Origin of the sequence: Bradyrhizobium sp. AZCC 1578 (genome assembly GCF_036924675.1) — a bacterium.
GTDB lineage: Bacteria > Pseudomonadota > Alphaproteobacteria > Rhizobiales > Xanthobacteraceae > Bradyrhizobium.
On sequence record NZ_JAZHRZ010000001.1, the window covers coordinates 3,811,679 to 3,828,774 of the forward strand.

Sequence of the window (17,096 nt, forward strand, 5' to 3'; positions counted from 1 at the left end):
TCTCGGTAACAATGCGTGTTTTCAAACGGCAGGATGTCGCTTGTTTGCCTCAATCATACCAAAATATCTCCTCATTCCCACCCGCCGCCGCCGTTTTTTGAGCCCAATCCGTGTGCGATTTTAACCATCAGTCAAGGGGCTCCTGTACGTCAACAAAAGCAAGAAGTAGGTGCAGGGGAACGCCCGTCGTTGCGTTCAGTAGTGGGGAGCATCATCATGGCGGAGAACGCCAAGCCGATCCAGGCGAGAGATCCGTTCGACAGATTCGACGAAGCCATCAGCGATCCTCGGTTGTACGAGGCCGATCAGCCTCGGTACGAGCAGCTTCGATACGAGCAACCCCGATACGAACAGCCTCAGTACGAACAGCCCCGATATGAGCAGCCTCAATACGAGCAGCCGCAGTACGCTCAGTCTTTTGCGCCATCGTTTGAGCGGACAGATGTGTTGCCGGAGGAGCTCCCGCCACACGAGCCGGTGCCGCTTTTCCTCTCCAACTACGAGGAAGAGTCACATCAGCAGCTTTCCGAATATACGTTCGGCAGCGGAAGGTTCGGCAGCGGCGGCCTGAAGAAGGCGCGCGCCGGGCGCATCGTAACCGGCGTCGTGATCGTGTCGGCGATAGCGGCCGTTCTCGCGCTGTTTTCGATCGATTCGACCCGGGCCGTCATCTTCAACGCCTCGCTCGGTGGTGGCGGCAGCGCGCCGCCAGCCGCCCAACTCGCCGCAGCGGTGCCGGAGCCCGCACCGCCGCAGCGCGTTGCGGCGCCGCCACTGGCCGCCGAGCCATCCGGTGCGGAGATGGCAGCCGCTCGCCGCTCGCCGCCCACCGCGCTGGCATCCGCATCGCCCACGCGCGACGAAATTGCCGCCGCCTATCAGAGCGCACTCAAGGGCAAGGTCGCGGTGCCGGAGCCGGTGGCGCGCGAAGCAGCCAACGACGTCGTCGCTGCGATCAATCCGGCGGCCCCGGTTGCTGCGGCCGCACCGGCGGCACATGAGCCCGCGCGCGAGGCGGCTCCGGCACGTCGCATCGATCCGGACGAACTTGCGGCGTTGCTGAAGCGAGCGAAGGGCCTGCTCGCGATCGGCGACATTACTTCCGCCCGTCTGTTGCTTGAGCGCGCGGCGGACGCGCAGGAGGCGGAGGCGGCATTGATGCTGGCCGGAACGTATGATCCGCAAGTGCTGGGCAGCCAGGATTTGCGGAGCGTCACGCCCGATCCGGCAGCGGCGCGGCTCTGGTACCAGAAGGCCGCCCAGCTCGGGTCGCCTGATGCGAAGCGGCGGCTCGGCCAGTTGCAGAACTAGAGCATGATCCGGAAAAGTGGGAACCGGTTTTCCGAAAGAATCATGCTCAAATCAAAGACATAGAGCGAGATGACGATTCGAAAAAAGTCATGTCGCTCTACGCAATTACTCAAGAAAATTACTCAAGACCAGCGCAGAGGAACCCATGCGGCACTTAATGGGAATGGCATTGCTTGCCATAACGGTGGCATGCAGCAATACGGCGGCCAAGGCCGCTGAGACGGAATACGATCCGGCCAAAGTCAGCGAAAGCCTGAAGGCCATTTTCCAGTTCGGTTCGGTCGCCACCAAGCAGGCGCTGAACGCCAACACAGTTACGCTGATCTCAGGAACAATCGGCGGCACCTATGTGCAGTTCGGTGCCGACCTCGCTTCCGTGCTCGACGACGGAAACAAGTTGCGCGTACTTCCGATCGTCGGGCGCGGCTCCGTGCAGAGTGTGGCCGACATCCTGTTCCTGCAGGGCGTCGACCTCGGCATCGTGCGCGCCGACACGCTCGACTATCTCGAGAAGAAGGGCTTTGCGAAGGACATCAAGAAGCAATTTACCTATGTGACGAAGCTCTACAACGAGGAGATGTACGTCCTCGCGTCGAAGTCGGTGACCAACATCAGCCAGCTCAACGGCAAGAAGGTCAGCGTCGACCTTCCCAATGGCGGCACCTTCGTAACCGCCGCGATCGTGTTCGAACGGCTCGGCATCAAACCGAATTTCCTCTATCTCGAGCAGCGCATCGCGATGGAGAGAATGCGGGCTGGCGAGATCGACGCCGTGATTGCCGTCGGCGGCAAACCGTACAAGTCCGTCGCGGCATTCAAGGACGACCGCTTCCATCTGGTTCCGGTCGACTATTCGCGGCCACTGCAGGGCGACTACTTGCCGGCCACCCTGACCTCGAAGGACTATCCCAACCTGATCGCCGAAGGCGCGAAGGTCGATACCATTGCGGTGCCTGCGGTGCTCGCAGCCTACAACTGGGCACCCAACACCGAGCGCTACCGCAAGCTGGCCCAGTTCGTGGACGCGTTCTTCACGAAGTTCCCGACATTCCAGAACCCGCCGTTCCACCCGAAGTGGAAGGAGGTCTCGCTGTCGGCGCCGCTCCCTGATTGGCAGCGTCTGCCGGTTGCCGAGCAATGGCTCAAGACTCACAATGTCGAGGCCGTGTCACGCGCCAGGTTCGATGAGTTCCTGAAGCAGAGCCCGACGACGGCGGCCAGCGTCAAGACCGACGCGGACAAGGAAGCGCTCTTCAAGCAGTTCCAGGCGTGGGAAGCGGAGCGAGGCGCCAGGGCGCAGACCCGCTAGGCGTCTTCCGGCGGAAGCCGGCGTCGGATTTGGTCCGGGACGGCTGCCGGTTCATCAAGGCCAGAAAATCAAAAGCCCGTTCCGATTCAAGCGGAGCGGGCTTTTGGCATCCGCTATTCCGTCGCTTCATCAGCGTCGATCCCGCGCTTCAGCGCAGCGCGGGCGGCATCGCGATGCTCCTGCGTGATGTGACTTGCGACCAAGCGGATGGCGGTGGCAAGCACAGCCGCATCGTCGGTGAATCCGAGCAGCGGCATCACGTCCGGCATGAAATCGAGCGGCAGGATGAAATAGGCGACGGCGCCGATCAGCGCAGCCTGTACGTGACGCGGCGTCTCTTTGTCGAATGCACAATAGTACGCCGCGAGCAGATCCTCGGCGAACGGAAGCTGCGCCATCACCCGCTTGAACTTGATCCAGAAGCGCCGGCGCACGCTCTCGCGGTCCTGCGCCAGCCGATCGGCCGGCTCAAAACCCGCGGAGTGATCGGACGATGCCATCGCGGCGCTCCCCTTGCATCCGGCGCGGCAGATCGCCGCGGCCAACATGTACAAATGAAGAATTGGGGATGTCCGCCCCACCTCGCAAGATCGCGAGAGGTGACCTCAGGCGACGCCCAATTGCCCGGCGATGGCGTTCATGGCCTTGGCCAGATCGATATCGCGCCTGGTGACGCCGCCGGCGTCATGGGTCGCCAGCACCACTTCCACCGTCTTGTAGACGTTCTTCCATTCCGGGTGGTGGTCGGTCTTTTCGGCCACGAGGGCGGCGCGGGACATGAAACCGAACGCCTCGTTGAAGTCCCTGAAAGTGAAGGTGCGGGTAATCGCCTCGCGGCCGGCCGTTTCCGACCAGCCGGTCAGTTCCGCCAGCGCCGATTTTCGCGCTTCTGCCGACAGCCGTTCCGCCATGATCGCCTCCGCGCTTGAATCAGCCTGTTACCTAACACCCAGGCCTAACACCCAAGCCTAACACCCAAGGCCGCTTCGGGGATCCCCCATGCCCAAAATAGGCATGCAGGGCGCGTCCAATGGCGGTCCCGGACGCCGGTAACCATGACAGAGATGTAACAAAGGTTCCGCGGGAAAATTTGCTAGAATGTTAAGCGAAGCGTGCCGGCTGCGTGAAAATTCCACCCTCAAACCTACGGGGATTGATGACCGACGGCCCCCATTCTGCGGAAACGCCGGCCGCCCCCTCGCCCCGCTCTGCGAAACGACGGCTGACATTCGTGACGCTGGCCGGCGTACTGGCCGTCGTCGGGGCGCTGGCGGCCGGCTATTACTTTGCGATGCGGCCGGTGACGCTGCGGATCGCGGTTGGCCCCGCCAACAGCGACGATCTCAAGGTGGTTCAGAACCTGGCGCAGGCCTTCAATAATCCTCGAAACAGCCAGGTCCGGCTGCGTCCGGTGCAAACCGACGGCGCGCTCGCGAGCGCCAATCTGCTCGGCGAAGGCAAAGCTGATCTCGCCATCATCCGCGGCGACCTCGATGTGCCGAAGAACGCGCAGGCCGTGGCAACGCTGCGCAAGAACGTCGCGGTGTTATGGGTGCCGTCGGCCGGCAAGGCCAAGGCTGCCAGGGGCAGGAAGGCCGCGCCCGAAATCAAGAACATTACGCAACTCGCCGGCCGTCGCATCGGCGTGGTCGGCCGCACCCAGGCCAATGTCAATTTGCTCAAGGTGATCCTGCGGCAATACGGCGTCGATTCCGGCAAGGTCGAGATCGTTCAGTTTCCGGCCAACGAGGCCGCGGAAGCCATTCGCAGCCAGAAAGCGGATGCCTATCTCGCGGCCGGCCCGGTCAACAGCAAAATCACTTCGGACGCGATCGCGGCTTCGACGCGCGACGGCGGCACGCCGAAATTCCTGGCGATCGATTCGGCGGAGGCGATTGCGCAGAACCACCCCGCCTACGAGGCTTCCGAAATTCCCGCTGGGACCTTTGGCGGCGCGCCGGACAAGCCCGAGGCAGAGGTCAAGACCATCAGTTTCGCGCATCACATCGTGGCGCGCAGAGGCATTTCGGAAGCGACCATCGCCGCCTTTACCCGCCAACTATTCGCCATCCGGCAAAACCTGAAGAACGAATTTCCGCTCGCCGCAAAGATCGAGACGCCCGACACCGACAAGGACGCCACGATTCCCGTGCATCCCGGCGCCGCCGCCTTTGTCGACGGCGAGGAAAAAACCTTTCTCGACCGTTACAGCGATTACATCTGGTGGACGTTGATGGCGATGTCGGCGATGGGCTCCGCCGGCGCGTGGTTTGCGGGCTACCTCAAGAAGGACGAGCGCAACGTCAACGTCTCGCAGCGCGACCGGCTTCTCGACATGCTCAGCGCCGCCCGCCAGTGCGATTCGATGGACGAGCTCGACCAGATGCAGGCGGAAGCGGACGACATCTTGCGCCACACGCTGCTGTGCTACGAACACGGCACGATCGAGGAAGGCACGTTGACCGCTTTCAACATCGCGATCGAGCAATTCCACAACGCGGTCGCCGACCGCAAGGCGCTGTTGCTGAGCATGCCGCAAAACCTGCAACGCGCCAGCGCGCAGTTCCGCGCGGCCGGCAATGCCTGATCTGCCAACCCGGTAATCGGGCTGTCATCAATTCTTTCTAGATCTGACGGTGCTACGCTGCACCCGCGCCAGATCCGAAAGAGGCCCGCATGAGGTTCAGGATTTCCCGCTACCGCCTTCCTGGAATTTCGCGGCGTCATTTCCTCGCCACCGCCGGAGCAGGCGCCATCGGCGTCATTGCAACGCCTTATCTCAGCCGCGCCGCGGACCGGCCCGTGGTCACCTCCGGCGTGCAGTCGGGCGATGTCGGCGCTGACGGCGGCGTGGTATGGGCGCGCGCCGACCGGCCCTCGCAAATGCTGGTCGAGGTCGCGACGAATGAATCCTTTGCCAGCGCACGGGCTTTGCCGCCGATCGCAACGCTGCCCGAAAGCGACTTTGCCGCAAAAATGCTGCTGGAGAATCTTCCAGCCGGACAGGAGATCTTCTATCGCATCCGGTTTCGCGACCTCGCCCATACCGGCATCGAAAGCGAGCCGGTGGTCGGGCGGTTTCGCACCGCACCTGGCGACCGCCGTAACGTCAGTTTCGTTTGGGGCGGCGACGTTGCCGGACAGGGCTGGGGCATCAACCCGGATGACGGCGGCATGCTCACCTTCGCCACCATGCGCAAGCATCGCCCGGATTTCCTGCTGCACTCGGGCGACACCATCTATGCCGACGGCCCGATCAAGAGCGAGGTGACGCTTCCCGACGGCAAGGTCTGGAAGAACGTGACGACCCCCGAGAAAGCAAAGGTCGCCGAAACGCTCGACGAATTTCGCGCCGCGCACAAGTACAACTTCATGGACGAGCATCTGCGCGCGTTCAATGCCGAGGTACCGGTCTTCGTGCAGTGGGACGACCACGAGGTCGTCAACAACTGGTCGTCGTCCAAGGAACTGCCTGCCGCCTACAAGGAGCGCAACCTCGCCCTGCTCGCGGCCCGCTCAGCACGCGCCTTCCACGAGATGTATCCGATCCGCGCGAACATCACGGAGCCGGGACGGCTCTACCGCACGCTCCGTTATGGCCCGCATCTCGACGTGTTCATGCTGGACGAGCGCAGCTATCGCGGACCGAATGGCTCGAACCAGGAGACCGCTTACGGGCCGGAAAGCTTTTTCCTCGGGCCGGCGCAACTCGCGTGGCTGAAACGGGAACTGTTGAACTCGCACGCCACCTGGAAGGTGATCGCATCCGACATGCCGCTCAGCATCATCGTCTATGACGACGCGCGCAACAGAAAAGGCTCGGAAGCCGTTGCACAAAGCGACGGCCCGCCGCGCGGCCGGGAGCTGGAGATCGCCGATCTCCTGCGCTTCATCAAGACGTCGGGCGTGGTCAACACCGTGTGGCTGACCGCGGATGTGCACTACGCGGCCGCGCATTATTACAATCCCGACAAGGCGCAGTTTCAAGAATTCGATCCCTTCTGGGAGTTCGTCGCCGGGCCGCTGCACGCCGGCACCTTCGGCCCGAACGACCTCGACAACACGTTCGGACCCGAGGTGAAGTTCATCAAGGCGCCGGGACCCGGCAAACAGAATTTGCCGCCGTCCGCCGGAATGCAGTTTTTCGGCCATGTCAGGATCGACGGCGGCAGCGGACAGATGACGGTGACCTTGCGCGACCGCGCCGATGTTGCGCTGTGGTCGACGACACTCGATCCCAAGCCGGTCTAAATCGAGCATGACGAGCAAGTCTCGACCATGGGATCGCTGCGGAACCGGTCCAGCCACTGCAAAGAGGCGGCCAAAGCCCAGTTTGACCAAGTTTTGCGCAGTTTATCCCACCCCCGAAACGGGCAGTCGAGCCCGGCGCCATACCCAAAATCGGCTAACCAAATGCCAAACGAACCATTGTTTTTTGGCGTTTTCTGAATATATTGCGCCGCAACGCGTAAGGTGTGCCCGGTCCTTTTGGCCGGGCTTCCTTTTTGGGGCAGGTTTGAGCCATGGCCCCGTTCGCATCCCAGGTTTGAGCGCGATCCGGAAAAGTGGGTCCCGGTTTTCCGGTGAGATCGCGCCTCCACATGCACGACCAGAAGAAGAGCCATGAACCTTCGTAACGTCGCCATCATCGCCCACGTCGACCACGGCAAGACCACCCTCGTCGACCGTCTGCTGCAGCAATCCGGCACCTATCGCGAGAACCAGAAGGTCACCGAGCGCGCGATGGACTCCAACGATCTGGAGCGCGAGCGCGGCATCACCATTTTGGCCAAGGCCGCCTCGGTGCAGTGGAAGGACACCCGCATCAACATCGTCGACACCCCCGGCCACGCCGATTTCGGCGGCGAAGTCGAGCGCATCCTGAACATGGTGGACGGCGCGCTGGTGCTGGTCGACGCCGCCGAAGGCCCGCTGCCGCAGACCAAGTTCGTGGTCTCCAAGGCGCTCAAGGTCGGGCTGAAGCCGATCGTCGTGATCAACAAGGTCGACCGTCCCGATGCGCGTCCGACCGAAGTCATCAACGAGGTATTCGACCTGTTCGCGGCGCTCGACGCCAGCGAGGAGCAGCTCGATTTCCCGATACTTTACGGGTCGGCCAAGCAGGGCTGGATGGCCGACAGCCCGGACGGCTCGCAGGATGCCGGCATGCAGCCGTTGTTCGACCTGATCGTGCGCCACGTCGCGCCGCCGAGCGTCGAGCAGGGCCCGTTCCGGATGATCGGCACCATTCTGGAAGCCAATCCCTATCTCGGCCGCATCATCACCGGTCGCATCACCTCAGGCGCGATCAAGCCGAACCAGCAGGTGAAGGTGCTGGGCGCTGACGGCAAGACAATCGAACAAGGGCGTATCACAAAGATCCTCGCCTTCCGCGGCATCGAGCGCACTCCGCTGGATGAAGCCGAAGCCGGCGACATCGTCGCGATTGCGGGCCTGACCAAAGGCACCGTCGCCGACACCTTCTGCGATCCTTCCGTCGAGATGCCGCTGGTGGCGCAGCCGATCGATCCGCCGACGGTGTCGATGTCATTCATCGTCAATAACTCGCCGCTCGCCGGCACTGAAGGCGACAAGGTGACCTCTCGCATGATCCGCGACCGCCTGCTGCGCGAGGCCGAAGGCAACGTCGCGCTGCGCGTGGTCGAGGCCGCCGACAAGGATTCCATGGAAGTATCGGGCCGCGGCGAATTGCAGCTCGCGATCCTGATCGAGACCATGCGCCGCGAAGGCTTTGAACTCTCGGTGTCGCGTCCGCGCGTCGTGCTGCAGAAGGACGAAGCCACCGGCCAGTGGCAGGAGCCGATCGAAGAAGTCGTGATCGACGTCGACGAGGAGCATTCCGGCGTCGTCGTGCAGAAGATGAGCGAGCGCAAGGCCGAGATGATCGAGATGCGCCCCTCCGGCGGCAACCGCCTGCGGCTGGTGTTCTACGCGCCGACCCGCGGCCTGATCGGCTACCAGGGCGAACTGCTCACCGATACCCGCGGCACCGCGATCATGAACCGCCTGTTCCACGGCTACGCGCCCTACAAGGGCGACATCCAGGGCCGCCGCAACGGCGTGCTGATCTCCAACGACCAGGGCGAAGCAGTGGCCTACGCGATGTTCAAGCTGGAAGACCGCGGCCCGATGATGATCGAGCCCGGCTGGAAGGTCTACAAGGGCATGATCGTCGGCGAGCACACCCGCGACAACGATCTCGAGATCAACGTGCTCAAGGGCAAGCAGCTCACCAACATCCGCACCACGTCAAAGGACGAGGCGGTGCGTCTGACGCCGCCGATCAAGATGACCCTGGAAAAGGCGCTGGCCTATATCGAGGACGACGAGCTGGTCGAAGTGACGCCGAAGTCGATCCGCCTGCGCAAGAAGTTCCTCGACGCCAACGACCGCAAGCGCGCGGAAAAGGCCAAGGAAGCGGTGGCGTAAACTATCCTGCTGCGTTGGATGCCAGGGCGCTGTCGACCACGGCGACGGCCTTGCCAATATCCGCAAGGTCGATGGCCTCCTGAAGCGCGATGACATGCGGGGCCTGAAACGTTTCAGGCTCGCGGCAAACGTCCCAATAAGCGGTATGGGTGAAGAAGTCCGCGGCGCCATCCCCACGCGTCGCGACCGGGTAGTCGACGATGTGCGACCCGAAGATCGGCGCGAGCTTGCCACCGATCGCGTCGCCCCAGAAGATCTGCACCATCGGAAAGAAGATGTTGGTCCATCGGGTCAGGCCGAACAGCGCGCCATGATGGACCTGTTTCTGCCCTGTCTTCGGATTGCGAAAAGTAAGCAGGCCGTCATTGTCGAGACGTTTCGGCGGGCAAGTCGGGAATTCGCGCTCGGCAACGCGACGGCAGAAATCGGATTCGAGAAGACGGCGGGTATTGCCGATGCACATCAGGAAGGTCGCATGGCTCAGCGCGCTTCCTAGTGTTACGAAATCGGTTACAAGCCATGTCTTTGTCTTTTTATCTTCACCGGCCTTTTCCGCTGCCGCCGCGATGCTCGCGACGGCACGTCGCGCTTTCTCCCGCAGGGCCTTCTTGTCGGCAGCGGATGCCGTGCCGCTTGGCTGCCAGGAGGCAGTGTCGATCTCGTCAAAATCGGTTCCGAAGGTCGTGACCGGAGGCAGATCTCGGCAAATCCGGCTGAAATAGGCGCGCAGCATGTCATATGCGACGACGGTTCCGAGGCTGTGGGCCACGACGATGATGCGGTCGTAATAGCCACTCTGGTGCAGGTTATGAAGCGCGTTCACCGCCTCTACTCGGATCGCGCGGCGCACTGCGACATTGGCCGGCGAGGCACGGAAATAGCGCGCCGCGTCGCCGAGATATGGCTGGAGGAACGCAGCGTTGACGATGAGATAGATGCCCAGGATGGCAAAGGCCACCGGCGCGCTCCAGGGTGAGTTCAAGCCCCAGGGCCATGCCGTAACCAAAGTCTCCATGAAGGGCGTGTCCGAATGCCAGAGTCGGTCGACGCCGACGAACATGCCGGCCACGATCAGCGATATTAGAAGCGCACGCCAGAACGCCCGCAAGCCGGGTTCTCCGGTTAGGAGGTAGGTGGCGATCAAGCCGATCAGCGTTGGGAGCGCTACGATGGTGGCGAGCTCGGCCGCATCCGGTAATTTCTCCGTCGGCTCCCAAAGCGGATTGAACTCAACGCCAAAGTAGACCGCGCTGACAATCACGCCGATCACGCAAAACGCGGCAAGCTTTCTGATGAGACGGAAAGCCCGCCATTTCAGCGCGATAAAGAAACCGAATACCAGCGAGCTGAAGATCAGCAGGAACGGAGCGACCAGCAGATTCTGGACGACAGAGACTTGCGCAAAAATGACCGCGCCCTTTAGCGCCAGCAGGGCGAGAGAAAGATTCATGAAAGACAGGAAGATGGACGCGACCCACCAGAGCCCGTTGATCCCCTCCTTCATGATCGGGCCCTTTCGGCAAAGCTCGTACAGCCAGAGCAAAACTGCGACCGGCTTGGTTTCGCTCATCAGGTGGGCCCAATAAAGTTCGTGGAAATCGACCGCGCGCTTGTCCCTTGATTCGGGCACCTCGTTGGTTGTCATTACCGTCAGGTCGATATCCGCGCCGTCCCGTTGGGGATGGCTCCACAACCTTCGGCCCGCGTCATAGGGATTTTCACTGTTCAACCAGACGCCCTTGACGACGCCACGTACGGTTTCCAGCGCCCGCTGGCTCCCAATGCCATGGACGACGAGCACCGCCGTTCGCTTGTGAACCTTGTCGAATTCGGCATCGGTCATGGTCATGGTCATGGGGAAAATTCCTGCCTAAAAAGTAAAAAGGGAATGGTTCATTCAACACAACTTCAGGCAGAGTGACAAGTAGCTTTGCGCTGGCCACGCAAATCGGCAACTGGCTTCAAGGCGGCGTTACGGCCTATTCAGCCCTCTGCGCGAACGTGCTAGAGCCTTGCGCATGACGTCTCTCCCCTCCTCAGTCGATGTCGCCATCATCGGCGCCGGCGCCGCCGGGCTTGGCGCCGCCAATGCGCTGAAAAATTCCGGCCTCTCCGTCATCGTGCTGGAAGCGCGTGAGCGCGTCGGCGGCCGCGCGCATACCATCATGGCCTCGCCTGACGTCACCTTCGACGTCGGCTGCGGCTGGCTGCATTCGGCGGATGAGAACTCTTTTGTCAAAATCGCCGAACAGCTCGGTTTCGCGATCAACAGGTCACTGCCGCCATGGCGCGAGCGCGCTCACGGCAAGGCATTTCCGCAAGCCGAGCGCGACGACTTTATGCACGCGCTCAATGCGTTCTACGACCGCGCCGAAGCTGCGGCGGCCGAAGCCGAGAAGAGTGGCCGCGACTGCGCCGCAAGCCTTTATCTGGAGCCTGGCAATCGCTGGAACCCGATGATCGATGCGATCTCGACTTACGTCAACGGCTGCGAGCTCGACCAGGTCTCGATCCTCGACATGGACGCCTATGAAGATACCGACATCAACTGGCGCATCCGCCGCGGCTATGGCGCGCTGATAGCGGCCTATGGCGCCACGTGCCCGCTTGCGCTCAACTGCGCGGTGACGCTGATCGATCATTCCACCAAGCGCGTCCGCATCGAGACGTCGCGCGGCACGCTGACGGCCGACAAGGTGGTCATCACGGTACCGACCAGCCTGATCGCCGACGAAGGAATCCGCTTTCACCCGCCGTTGCCGCAAAAGGTCGATGCCGCGCGCGGCCTGCCGCTTGGCCTCGCCGACAAGGTGACGCTGGCAGTGGATGAGCCCGAGGCGCTGCCCGTAGAGGGCAATCTGCGCGCCGCCACCATGCGCACCGAAATGGGCACCTATCACATCCGACCGTTCGGCCAGCCCTGCATCGAAGGCTTTTTCGGCGGCCGCTTTGCGCAATCGCTCGAAGATGCCGGCCCGGGCGCGCTGGCCGCAGCAAGCATCGACGAGATCGTCTCTATCCTCGGCAACGATTTTCGCCGCAAGCTGAAGCCGCTCGCGGAATCACGCTGGGCGCACGATCCCTTCGCCCGCGGCTCCTATTCACACGCGCTGCCGGGACATGCGGGAGATCGCGAGGTCCTCGCCGCGCCCGTCGATGGTCGGCTGTTCTTTGCAGGCGAAGCTACCTCGCCGGAGTTCTTCTCGACCGCGCATGGGGCAAGGGACAGCGGTGAGCGGGCGGCGGACGAAGTTTTGACCAAGCGCTGAGCCTGACATCCGTCATTGCGAGCCACCCGGTCGGCGCGAAGCGCCGCCGGATGACAGGCTCCGCGAAGCAAGCAATTTCGCGGCTTGCCGAGACATGGATTGCTTCGTCGCTTTGCTCCTCGCAATGACGGTTGAGGCGACGTTCTTTCCTACTCCATCACCCTCGCCCGAATCTCCGCGTCCGGCACGAAGCACTCGTCATACTTCCCGAAAATCCGATACCGGTTGCGCGCGACGAGATTATAGACGGCATCGCGCAGCGGCTTCGGTACGGCAAACAGCGCGCGCATCCATCGCCAGCCCGGCAGCATGCCGAGTACGGTCAAAGCGGCGTCCGATTTGAGATACGCGACGCCTCCATGCACCACCGCGTTGGTATCGGGATCATGAGGGTCGATACCAAACGCCTGTGCCAGCCGTGTGCCATAGGGCGACTGGATCGCGGTGAAACGAAACCTCCGCTCGACGTCGCGTTTCGCAACGAAGCGGACCCAGCGCGAGCAGAAGACGCAGACGCCGTCATAGAGGATCACGTCATCGTCGGGCCATCGGGTCACGGATTTGGGCTCATCGGTTATCCAGCGTCACCAGCGCCACCAGCATCAGCACGACCGCGGGTCCCGTCTTCACCAGCGCGCCGAGCGGCTCGATCCAGAGGTCCAGCGTCAGGATTGCGGCGCCGGCCATATAGCCGAGCGAGGCAATGATACCCGCCACCAGGCCAAATGCCGAGGTGCGGCGGAACGCGATCAGCACGCCGATGGTCATATCCATCAGGCTGGTACCCACCGTGATGGGCGCGACGAGCGCCGGCGGAAAGCCGTGGCTGCGCAGGATTCCGGCCGCCGCGTCATAGGAAATCACCAGCGCAATGAAGCCGGAGACGACCCAGAACAGCACGAGGCTTGCGATCATCAGCGCCTTGATCGGAAACAGCCGGGCGAACCATTTGTCCTGGATGGTCGCTACGCGTTTTCCCGCCATTTGCCCGATCGTCTTCGGTATGATGCCGGTGGCGGCCATCCAGCCTGCGGGGCTGCCGCTGACGCCGCGCCGCAGCTCCGCAATCGCCGTGGTTCGCATCGGCGGCGTCCAGCCGAGCAAGCTCGTGAGGTCGCCGAGCCTGGCGCCGAGATCGAGCAGGAACGCCGGCATCACAATGCGCCACCATTTGCCGGTGCCGAACACCTCGCGAAATTGATCGATCACGTCGCCGAGCGTGACCGGCTGCTCCTGCATCAGGTCCCACGTCACCGCGTTCGCCTCGCCCGGATCGCGCGCAGCAAGCCAGGCAATGGTCGCCGCAATATCCTCCATGGCGACCGGCTGGAATGGCGTCAACCGTTCGGCGGGCGAAAGATCGATCGGAAGCGCTGCGACCGAGCGCAGCATGGCGCTGCCGCCATAGGCAGCCAATGCCACCACGAAACCCGGCCGCAGGATCGTGTACGGGACGCCGGAATCGGCGATCAGCCGTTCGGCCTCGCGCTTGGTGGTGCTGAAAGCGGTGGCGTCGGTCTCGGCGACACCGGGAATCGAGATATGCACCAGCCGGATCGCGAGGCGGCTTTCGCGGATCGCCTGCAACAGCCGCGCGACGAATTCGCGATGCACGACGGCGGTGTCGCTGCCGGGGCCATCCTGCAGCACGCCGACGCAATTGACGACGAGGCCGATGCCGTGATCGCGCAGCAGTCGCGCAAGTGCTGCCGCATCCATCGACATGAGCGGCAGTTCGAGATCGAGCGCGCCGTTCTTTTGCGAAGCGGATAATTTCCGGGCGACGCCGACCACGCGAAACCCCCTCCCGCGCAGATCGTCGGTCACGAAGCGGCCGATCAGGCCGGAGGCGCCGAGCACGAGGATTTTTCGGATGTCGGCGTTCATGCTGCCTAGAACGGTTTAGCGATCATCAGCCAGAGAATAGCCATGACCGAGCCAAACCCGGGAATCCCAAACAGAAACCAGCGGTGGAAAAGTGCGAAATAGCGCGACGGCAACTCCCGGTTTTGCTCCGCCGCCTTGCGCGCGAGATCGCGCATTTCAATCTGCATGAAGACGACCGGCACCCAGAACAGCCCCGCCACCGCATAGAGCCCGAGCGAGATCATCAGCCAGCGTTCGCCCCACGCGGTGGAGGATAGCCACATCAGCGCGCCACCGCTCACCGGCTGTAGCAGCACCGCCGTCAGCGTGAACAGCATGTCGGCGACCACGACGGTCTCTGCCGTGCGCGCGATGAACGCCACGTCCCGGCTGCGATGGGCCATCACCATAAAGAACGCGATGCCAGCGCCGGTGCCGAGAATGACGATCGCGCCGAATACATGCAGATACTTGACGAGGAAATACAGCGTCATCGCTTGACGGCCGGGGTGCGGGACCGCGCCCTCAAGGCACGATCGAGTTCAGGTCCGGCAAGATTTACACCGCCTCCAGTTTCCACCAGCCAGTGGCCTTCACTGCCATGGGCCGGCAGCACGCGAAAATCGGCCTTGCCGCCAGCGGCACGAAACGCATCGGCCAGTTGACGCGACAATGCGGGCGAAAAGTAGCTGTCATTGGCAGCCACCAGCCAGGTCACCCTCACGCGTGCGGCCTTGCCGAATTCGCCCGCGGCAGCCATCAGCGTGTTCGGCGCGCAGACGCGGCTGGAAGAATCATCGGCATGCCCGCCGCGCCCCGGCGCGAACGCGATGATGGCCGCAACGTTCTTCGGATCTTCGCCGGCCAGCGCCAGTGCACCCCAGGCACCGGCCGAATGGCCGATCACGACCATGCCCTCGGCACGGATGAAGGGTTGCTTGCGTATGAAGCCGGTAGCAGCGGCGATCGCATCCGCCACAACGCGGCCAGACTTGGCGTAATCAGCCTCGTCGCAACCGCCCTGATCCTCCAGGTATGTTCCGCCCGTCGCGCCGTGGCCCGGGCGTTCAGGAACCAGCACGGCAAAACCGCGGGCCACGAGCCATCCGGCGAGCGCGCGGTATTCGGGCGGCGGCATCTGCGCCCGCCGCAGCACGTTCTGGGTCGAGGCGTGCGCAATCACCGCAAGCGGAAACGGCCCCTTGCCCGGCGGCCTGAACAGCACCGCATGCGCGGCAGTCACAGGATCGGAAGCAGGCACCATCCATTGTTGCAACCGGTGCGGCTCGCCTTCGGGGCCCTGCGCGCCAAGGCTGGGCTGCGCGATGGCGGCCTTCACACCGAGCGCGGCAACGAGGACCAGCGCAGGAAGCATGTTTAGGGGACGCATGAAATGGCCTGGTGCAGCCGAGGGAAGGGCGTATTGCGAGGTCACCAATAGAATACCGTCGGCGAATCAAATCCTGCGCATTTTTCCGTGAACAGAATTCACCGAGCCGTTTGGTTGGATGATTTTAACAACGATTCGCCGCCCATTGCCTCGGCGAAACACCTGATGAGACAGCCACCTTGTCCTCTTTCGGTACAGAACAACACGAAACTGATGCAGAAAATCCACAGGTTAACCGATAATTAACGATGGACCTTGAAGCCGGCCCGCCGACTTGCTTTGATCAGGATATGAGCACAACCCTGATAGAGGTTCGACCGGCCAAGGCTGCGGATGCAGCCGCGGTGGCGTCTACCCATGATGAAGCCTGGCGCTCGGCCTATCAGGGCATCATTCCCGGCGCCGAGCTCGAAAAACTCATTAACCGTCGTGGCCCGCAATGGTGGGATAGCGCAATCCGCAAAGGCAGCCGCGTCAGCGTGCTGGTGTTCGGCGACAAAGTCGCGGGCTACGCCAATTACGGCCGCAACCGTGCGCGCAGCCTGCATTTCGAAGGCGAGATCTACGAGCTTTACCTGCGGCCGGAATTCCAGGGCCTCGGCTTCGGCCGCCGCTTGTTCACCGCCGCCCGGCGCGATCTGATGCAGAGCGGGCTGAAGAGCATGGTGATCTGGGCGCTGTCGGACAACGATCCGGCGACGGAATTCTACCGCGCGCTCGGCGGTCGCATGGTGGCGCGCTCCTCGGAGAAGTTCGGCGCCAAATCGCTCGATAAAGTCGCTTTCGCCTGGACCAACTGAAGCTATTTCAGGCTTTTCCCTGCTTGGCTGCGGGTCTAAAGGGACCCTGACGCGCGCCCGATTCCTGGCGCGCCCTTTAAACGCCAAGCGGAGCCCCTTATGCGCATTGACGCCATCCCGATCGGAGTAAATTCGCCACACGACGTCAACGTCATCATCGAGGTGCCTGTTGGCGGCGAGCCGATCAAATATGAGATGGACAAGGAAGCCGGCACGCTGGTGGTCGATCGCTTCCTCTATACGGCGATGCGCTATCCCGGCAATTACGGTTTCATCCCGCACACGCTGTCCGGCGACGGCGACCCCTGCGACGTGCTGATTGCCAATACGCGCGCCATCGTGCCGGGCGCCGTGATGAGTGTGCGGCCGGTCGGCGTCTTGCTGATGGAAGACGAGGCCGGCGGCGACGAGAAGATCATCGCCGTGCCATCCTCAAAGCTGACCCAGCGCTATGACAAGGTCCGGAACTACAACGACCTGCCCGACATCACGCTGCAGCAGATCCAGCACTTCTTCGAGCACTACAAGGATCTCGAAAAGGGCAAGTGGGTGAAGGTGCTGCGCTGGTGCGGCGCCGAGGACGCCCACCGCCTGATCCTGGAAGGCATCGAGCGCGCGAAGAAGAAGTAGCTCCGCCCTTCGTGTCCCGGACGCGGTGCAGCCTAGGCGATGCGAAGCATCGTCCGGTAACGCTGCGCCGC

The 17,096-nt window shown here is 62.8% G+C and carries 15 protein-coding genes; 8 read left to right on the forward strand and 7 right to left on the reverse strand.

Going from position 1 to position 17,096, the window contains the following annotated elements; translation table 11 throughout:
• Positions 1-15 precede the first annotated feature (15 nt).
• Together V1290_RS18110 and V1290_RS18115 are read left to right on the forward strand one after the other, a co-directional pair.
• On the forward strand, positions 16-1,311 hold the full coding sequence (locus tag V1290_RS18110) for a hypothetical protein (RefSeq protein WP_334365664.1): 1,296 nt from the start codon (positions 16-18) through the stop codon (positions 1,309-1,311).
• Positions 1,312-1,456: 145 nt separating this feature from the next.
• Positions 1,457-2,620 carry a TAXI family TRAP transporter solute-binding subunit gene (locus V1290_RS18115; RefSeq protein ID WP_334365665.1) on the forward strand — a complete coding sequence of 388 codons (1,164 nt, stop codon included), beginning with the start codon at positions 1,457-1,459 and terminating at the stop codon, positions 2,618-2,620.
• 113 nt (positions 2,621-2,733) lie between these two features.
• Here the strand turns inward: V1290_RS18115 and V1290_RS18120 are convergent, their stop codons facing one another.
• Together V1290_RS18120 and V1290_RS18125 are read right to left on the reverse strand one after the other, a co-directional pair.
• Positions 2,734-3,120, reverse strand: coding sequence for a YkvA family protein (locus tag V1290_RS18120; RefSeq protein ID WP_334365666.1), 387 nt, complete (start codon positions 3,118-3,120; stop codon positions 2,734-2,736).
• A gap of 105 nt (positions 3,121-3,225) precedes the next feature.
• Entirely contained in the window at positions 3,226-3,534 is a 309-nt protein-coding gene (locus V1290_RS18125) for a 4a-hydroxytetrahydrobiopterin dehydratase (RefSeq protein ID WP_334369081.1), read from the reverse strand.
• A gap of 242 nt (positions 3,535-3,776) precedes the next feature.
• On the opposite strand from V1290_RS18125, the gene V1290_RS18130 reads away from it, so the two are divergent.
• From V1290_RS18130 to typA, 3 genes are all read left to right on the forward strand, one after another.
• Positions 3,777-5,207, forward strand: coding sequence for a TAXI family TRAP transporter solute-binding subunit (locus V1290_RS18130; RefSeq protein WP_334365667.1), 1,431 nt, complete (start codon positions 3,777-3,779; stop codon positions 5,205-5,207).
• An 89-nt stretch (positions 5,208-5,296) separates the two neighbouring features.
• Positions 5,297-6,871 (forward strand): alkaline phosphatase D family protein, encoded by a 1,575-nt coding sequence (locus tag V1290_RS18135; protein WP_334365668.1) that lies wholly within the window; start codon positions 5,297-5,299, stop codon positions 6,869-6,871.
• 372 nt (positions 6,872-7,243) lie between these two features.
• On the forward strand, positions 7,244-9,070 hold the full coding sequence (gene typA / locus V1290_RS18140; protein ID WP_334365669.1) for a translational GTPase TypA: 1,827 nt from the start codon (positions 7,244-7,246) through the stop codon (positions 9,068-9,070).
• Position 9,071: 1 nt separating this feature from the next.
• On the opposite strand, the gene V1290_RS18145 is transcribed toward typA, so the two are convergent.
• Complete coding sequence (locus V1290_RS18145) at positions 9,072-10,925, reverse strand: hypothetical protein (RefSeq protein WP_334365670.1); 1,854 nt, start codon at positions 10,923-10,925, stop codon at positions 9,072-9,074.
• A gap of 163 nt (positions 10,926-11,088) precedes the next feature.
• Here V1290_RS18145 and V1290_RS18150 point away from each other — a divergent pair, with 163 nt between their 5' ends.
• Positions 11,089-12,339: a flavin monoamine oxidase family protein gene (locus tag V1290_RS18150; RefSeq protein ID WP_334365671.1), complete on the forward strand. Its 1,251-nt coding sequence runs from the start codon at positions 11,089-11,091 to the stop codon at positions 12,337-12,339.
• 149 nt (positions 12,340-12,488) lie between these two features.
• Here the strand turns inward: V1290_RS18150 and V1290_RS18155 are convergent, their stop codons facing one another.
• From V1290_RS18155 to V1290_RS18170, 4 genes are read right to left on the reverse strand one after another with little or no spacing between them, the layout of a single operon-like run.
• Positions 12,489-12,896, reverse strand: a complete 408-nt coding sequence (locus V1290_RS18155; protein ID WP_334365672.1) for a thiol-disulfide oxidoreductase DCC family protein — start codon at positions 12,894-12,896, stop codon at positions 12,489-12,491.
• A 10-nt stretch (positions 12,897-12,906) separates the two neighbouring features.
• Entirely contained in the window at positions 12,907-14,226 is a 1,320-nt protein-coding gene (locus V1290_RS18160; RefSeq protein WP_334365673.1) for an SDR family oxidoreductase, read from the reverse strand.
• 5 nt (positions 14,227-14,231) lie between these two features.
• Positions 14,232-14,699, reverse strand: coding sequence for a DUF2269 family protein (locus V1290_RS18165; RefSeq protein WP_334365674.1), 468 nt, complete (start codon positions 14,697-14,699; stop codon positions 14,232-14,234).
• Positions 14,696-15,595, reverse strand: a complete 900-nt coding sequence (locus V1290_RS18170) for an alpha/beta hydrolase family protein (RefSeq protein WP_334365675.1) — start codon at positions 15,593-15,595, stop codon at positions 14,696-14,698. The genes V1290_RS18165 and V1290_RS18170 overlap by 4 nt, the downstream gene beginning before the upstream one ends.
• Positions 15,596-15,885: 290 nt before the next feature.
• Here V1290_RS18170 and V1290_RS18175 point away from each other — a divergent pair, with 290 nt between their 5' ends.
• On the forward strand, positions 15,886-16,395 hold the full coding sequence (locus V1290_RS18175; RefSeq protein WP_057842744.1) for a GNAT family N-acetyltransferase: 510 nt from the start codon (positions 15,886-15,888) through the stop codon (positions 16,393-16,395).
• A 99-nt stretch (positions 16,396-16,494) separates the two neighbouring features.
• Positions 16,495-17,025, forward strand: coding sequence for an inorganic diphosphatase (gene ppa, locus V1290_RS18180; RefSeq protein WP_334365676.1), 531 nt, complete (start codon positions 16,495-16,497; stop codon positions 17,023-17,025).
• The last annotated feature ends 71 nt before the right edge of the window (positions 17,026-17,096 follow it).

Coding starts and splice junctions, on each gene's coding strand:
- ppa (WP_334365676.1), top strand. CDS start 16,495: ATGCGCATTGACGCCATCCCGATCGGAGTAAATTCGCCACACGACGTC.
- V1290_RS18175 (WP_057842744.1), top strand. CDS start 15,886: ATGAGCACAACCCTGATAGAGGTTCGACCGGCCAAGGCTGCGGATGCA.
- V1290_RS18120 (WP_334365666.1), bottom strand. CDS start 3,120: ATGGCATCGTCCGATCACTCCGCGGGTTTTGAGCCGGCCGATCGGCTG.
- V1290_RS18145 (WP_334365670.1), bottom strand. CDS start 10,925: ATGACCATGACCATGACCGATGCCGAATTCGACAAGGTTCACAAGCGA.
- V1290_RS18170 (WP_334365675.1), bottom strand. CDS start 15,595: ATGCGTCCCCTAAACATGCTTCCTGCGCTGGTCCTCGTTGCCGCGCTC.
- V1290_RS18160 (WP_334365673.1), bottom strand. CDS start 14,226: ATGAACGCCGACATCCGAAAAATCCTCGTGCTCGGCGCCTCCGGCCTG.
- V1290_RS18150 (WP_334365671.1), top strand. CDS start 11,089: ATGACGTCTCTCCCCTCCTCAGTCGATGTCGCCATCATCGGCGCCGGC.
- V1290_RS18130 (WP_334365667.1), top strand. CDS start 3,777: ATGACCGACGGCCCCCATTCTGCGGAAACGCCGGCCGCCCCCTCGCCC.
- V1290_RS18135 (WP_334365668.1), top strand. CDS start 5,297: ATGAGGTTCAGGATTTCCCGCTACCGCCTTCCTGGAATTTCGCGGCGT.
- typA (WP_334365669.1), top strand. CDS start 7,244: ATGAACCTTCGTAACGTCGCCATCATCGCCCACGTCGACCACGGCAAG.
- V1290_RS18165 (WP_334365674.1), bottom strand. CDS start 14,699: ATGACGCTGTATTTCCTCGTCAAGTATCTGCATGTATTCGGCGCGATC.
- V1290_RS18115 (WP_334365665.1), top strand. CDS start 1,457: ATGCGGCACTTAATGGGAATGGCATTGCTTGCCATAACGGTGGCATGC.